The following is a 3890-nucleotide window of genomic DNA, read 5'->3' on the forward strand; positions in this document are numbered from 1 at the left end:
GTGACCGACCGCGCGCGCACGCACCGTGCGCGGTCGGACGGTCACGCGTGGTGCTTGTGCGCCGGGCCCTTCCTACCGCCCAACGGGTGGGCGCGTCGGGGGTTCGCGCGCTTTTACGCCCGGAAGGGGGCCGTGATCAGGTATAGGGCCCCCGAGGGGACTCACCCGAAAGAGTGCCGGGGCGACGGCCGTCCCGAGCACGTAGGCTCGTGCCGAGCGGTGCGACCGTCGCACCGCCACGGCACACGTAGCACCCGACGCAGCGACCTAGGAGCGAATCGTGATCCCCGGTGGTGGCCAGCCCAACATGCAGCAGCTGCTCCAGCAGGCCCAGAAGATGCAGCAGGACCTGGCCAAGGCCCAGGAGGAACTGGCGCGCACGGAGGTCGAGGGCCAGGCGGGCGGCGGTCTGGTGCGGGCCACCGTCACCGGCTCCGGCGAGCTGCGCGCGCTGAAGATCGACCCGAAGGCGGTGGACCCGGAGGACACCGAGACCCTCGCAGACCTGGTCGTCGCGGCGGTCCAGGCGGCGAACGAGAACGCGCAGACGCTCCAGCAGCAGAAGCTCGGCCCGCTGGCCCAGGGCCTCGGCGGGGGCGGCATTCCCGGCCTGCCTTTCTAGCGGAAGCCCCGGCGAAGCGTCCGTGCGACGCCGCCAGGGCTTCTGTGCGGGGCCGCGGGCCTCTACCGTACGTAGTGAAGGAACATCAGGAAGGACGGCAGTCCGTTGTACGAAGGCGTGGTCCAGGACCTCATCGACGAGCTGGGGCGGCTGCCCGGCGTCGGTCCCAAGAGCGCGCAGCGGATCGCCTTCCACATCCTTCAGGCGGAACCGGCGGACGTACGGCGTCTGGCGCAGGCGCTGACGGAGGTCAAGGCGAAGGTCCGCTTCTGCGCGGTGTGCGGGAACGTCGCGCAGGAGGAGCGGTGCGGCATCTGCCGCGACACCCGGCGCGACCCGGCGGTCATCTGCGTCGTGGAGGAGCCCAAGGACGTCGTCGCGATCGAGCGCACGCGTGAGTTCCGCGGCCGCTACCACGTCCTCGGCGGCGCGATCAGCCCGATCGACGGGGTGGGCCCCGACGACCTGCGTATACGGGAACTTCTCGCGCGGTTGGCCGACGGGACGGTCACGGAGCTGATCCTGGCCACGGACCCGAATCTGGAAGGCGAGGCCACGGCCACGTACCTCGCCCGCATGATCAAGCCCATGGGCCTGAAGGTCACCCGCCTGGCCAGCGGCCTCCCGGTGGGCGGCGACCTGGAATACGCGGACGAGGTCACGCTCGGCCGCGCCTTCGAGGGGAGACGACTCCTAGATGTCTGACGCCACGCTGCACGCGACCGAGCAGAACCCGGACGACTTCGCGGTCCAGATCGCCGATCAGATCGAGAGTTTCCTGGTCGCCGTCACGGAGGTCGCGAAGGGCGACGAGCCGGACTCGGCGGTGCCCTTCCTGCTGCTCGAGGTCTCCCAGCTGCTTCTGGCCGGGGGCCGCCTGGGCGCCCACGAGGACATCGTCCCCGAGGAGCGCTACGAGCCGGACATGGGCCCGGAGCCGGACGTGGACGAGCTGCGCGAGAACCTGGCGCGGCTGCTCGACCCGATCGACGTCTACTCCGAGGTCTTCGACCCGTACGAGCCGCGCAAGGCACCGGTCCCGGCGCGTATCTCCGACGACCTCACCGACGTCATCACCGACCTGCGCCACGGCATGGCCCACTACAAGGCGGGCCGCACGTCGGAGGCGCTGTGGTGGTGGCAGTTCTCCTACTTCTCCAACTGGGGCTCGACGGCCTCGGCGGCCCTGCGCGCCCTCCAGTCGGTCGTCGCGCACGTCCGCCTGAACCAGCCCCTCGCCGAGCTCGACGGCCTCGACACCGATCAGGGCATGGGCGACGAGACCCTGGAGGTCGAGGCCGGCAAGGTCATGGCCGAGGAGATCGGCAGCCCCCTGGGCATGCGCCCGCTCACCTGACGCAGGGCGAAGGGCTCAGCCCCAGGGGAACCCCTCGTTGATGCCGAACAGCACGGTCATCAGCGCCAGCAGCCCCAGCGGAACGACGACGAACGCCGTTTCCGGCCGCTCCCGTCTGACCGCGTGCCAGGCGAGAGCGACGACGGGCCCGGAAAGCCCGGCACCCATCAGCACCCACCCCGCGTCACCGCGCCCGACGACGTTGAACGCGACGAACGCCGCCATGACGAACACCGCGGGCGATGCCCAGAGATGCCGCAGAGCGCGCGGCGCTCCGGAGTCGGCCATGAACGTGTTCCTTTCCGCGTGACATCCGGTGTGCCGGAACCGCGTCCGCGTCGGTTCCGGCACACCCCCACTCGCGTGTGCGACGAGCCGCGGTCCGTCAGAGGAGGCCGCGGATGTACGTGTACAGCTGGTACTGCGTCTCGGCGCCGGCGGCGACCCAGGCGATACGGACCGGGTGGTACCAGGGCAGGCCGTCCATGTACGAACGGAACTTGCCCCAGCTGGACTTGGCGGCCTTGACCGCGCCGTTGTAGACCTTGCCGCCGTGCTTCTTCAGCAGGTTGTACAGCGCCTTGGCGGCGGCGCCCACGGCGCCGCGCGCCTGCACGTCGGTGGCGGTGCCGTTCGCCACGGCGCGCAGCGACGCGGTGTCGCCGGCCGTCAGCTGGGCCGACACCGTCGGGTCGGCGAGGACGGCGCGGGCGTCGGCCGCGGACAGCGTCACCTGGGAAGAGGCCGCCGGACGAGCCGTCGCGGTGGCCTCGGACGCCTGCGCCAGGCTCGCGCCGGCGCCGATGGACACGGCAGCCACGGCCGAAACGGCGGCCAGGCGCAGCGTATTGCGGGTCATGTACGATCTCCCTTGTGTTCAATCACAAGGGGAGGAAGCCCAAAAGGGCGACCTGGAATGGCGTGGAAACCGAAATGGTCCCCCCCGCGGACTTTCTCCCCCGATTAATTCCCCCGGACCGTCGCATCGGCTGGCGATGACGGTCCGCGCACCTCAACTGGGCTGGTCAGGCCCGGTGATCGGCGCCGCAGGAACATAACACGATGCATGATCATTCCGCCACTGTCCGATTTTGCACGCAGTCGGCGACGCGGAATTGGTTCGATTTTGAATTCAACGAGTCGGCGGCCGTGACCGTGTTTTCCCGCACGGCCGCACGGTCCATTCCGTGAGCTCTCGTGCCGGGGGCGAGCCGTCACTCCCCCGGGGCCGGCCACCCGCCGAGGTTCCCGTCGACCCGCCCCGCATGTGACGCAGGGCACTTTCCGAGTGGCTCGCGGTGGGATGGGCATGAGCCTCCTGCGAGGGCGCCGGGAGTCTCACCATGCGATATCGCGAAGGGTGGATTTTCGGACGCCGATAGACTGAGCGGACCGCAGTGCACACATATGTGGGCGGACTGTGGACAACGACGGACTGAGCGAGGAGCGCACGTGGGCCTTGTCGTGCAGAAGTACGGAGGCTCCTCCGTAGCCGATGCCGAAGGCATCAAGCGCGTCGCCAAGCGGATCGTGGAAGCCAAGAAGAACGGCCACCAGGTGGTCGCCGTGGTTTCCGCGATGGGCGACACGACGGACGAGCTGATCGATCTCGCCGAGCAGGTTTCCCCGATCCCTGCCGGCCGCGAGCTCGACATGCTGCTGACCGCCGGAGAGCGGATCTCCATGGCCCTGCTGGCCATGGCGATCAAGAACCTGGGTCACAACGCCCAGAGCTTCACCGGCAGCCAGGCAGGTGTCATCACCGACTCCGTCCACAACAAAGCCCGCATCATCGACGTCACGCCGGGCCGCATCAAGGCCTCGGTGGACGAGGGCAACATCGCCATCGTCGCCGGCTTCCAGGGCGTCAGCCAGGACACCAAGGACATCACCACGCTCGGCCGCGGCGGC

The 3890-nt window shown here is 69.6% G+C and carries 6 protein-coding genes; 4 read left to right on the forward strand and 2 right to left on the reverse strand.

The features are described 5' to 3' along the window. The first annotated feature begins 280 nt into the window (after positions 1-280). From CCN29_RS09265 to CCN29_RS09275, 3 genes are all read left to right on the forward strand, one after another. Positions 281-622, forward strand: coding sequence for a YbaB/EbfC family nucleoid-associated protein (locus CCN29_RS09265; protein WP_078492938.1), 342 nt, complete (start codon positions 281-283; stop codon positions 620-622). Positions 623-727: 105 nt separating this feature from the next. Then, positions 728-1327 carry a recombination mediator RecR gene (gene recR / locus CCN29_RS09270; protein ID WP_031066804.1) on the forward strand — a complete coding sequence of 200 codons (600 nt, stop codon included), beginning with the start codon at positions 728-730 and terminating at the stop codon, positions 1325-1327. Then, complete coding sequence (locus tag CCN29_RS09275; protein WP_031024342.1) at positions 1320-1979, forward strand: DUF5063 domain-containing protein; 660 nt, start codon at positions 1320-1322, stop codon at positions 1977-1979. Before recR ends, CCN29_RS09275 begins: the two co-directional genes overlap by 8 nt. Before the next feature lie 15 nt (positions 1980-1994). Here the strand turns inward: CCN29_RS09275 and CCN29_RS09280 are convergent, their stop codons facing one another. Together CCN29_RS09280 and CCN29_RS09285 are read right to left on the reverse strand one after the other, a co-directional pair. Further along, positions 1995-2267 (reverse strand): hypothetical protein, encoded by a 273-nt coding sequence (locus CCN29_RS09280; RefSeq protein WP_031024345.1) that lies wholly within the window; start codon positions 2265-2267, stop codon positions 1995-1997. A gap of 97 nt (positions 2268-2364) precedes the next feature. Continuing rightward, positions 2365-2838 (reverse strand): hypothetical protein, encoded by a 474-nt coding sequence (locus tag CCN29_RS09285; protein ID WP_086680941.1) that lies wholly within the window; start codon positions 2836-2838, stop codon positions 2365-2367. A 593-nt stretch (positions 2839-3431) separates the two neighbouring features. Here CCN29_RS09285 and CCN29_RS09290 point away from each other — a divergent pair. Continuing rightward, on the forward strand, positions 3432-3890 hold a 459-nt coding region (locus CCN29_RS09290; RefSeq protein WP_442538286.1), incomplete at its 3' end, for an amino acid kinase family protein.

Origin of the sequence: Streptomyces pseudogriseolus (assembly GCA_002154585.1) — a bacterium.
Taxonomy (GTDB): domain Bacteria; phylum Actinomycetota; class Actinomycetes; order Streptomycetales; family Streptomycetaceae; genus Streptomyces; species Streptomyces pseudogriseolus.

Coding starts and splice junctions, on each gene's coding strand:
- CCN29_RS09280 (WP_031024345.1), bottom strand. CDS start 2,267: ATGGCCGACTCCGGAGCGCCGCGCGCTCTGCGGCATCTCTGGGCATCG.
- CCN29_RS09275 (WP_031024342.1), top strand. CDS start 1,320: ATGTCTGACGCCACGCTGCACGCGACCGAGCAGAACCCGGACGACTTC.
- CCN29_RS09285 (WP_086680941.1), bottom strand. CDS start 2,838: ATGACCCGCAATACGCTGCGCCTGGCCGCCGTTTCGGCCGTGGCTGCC.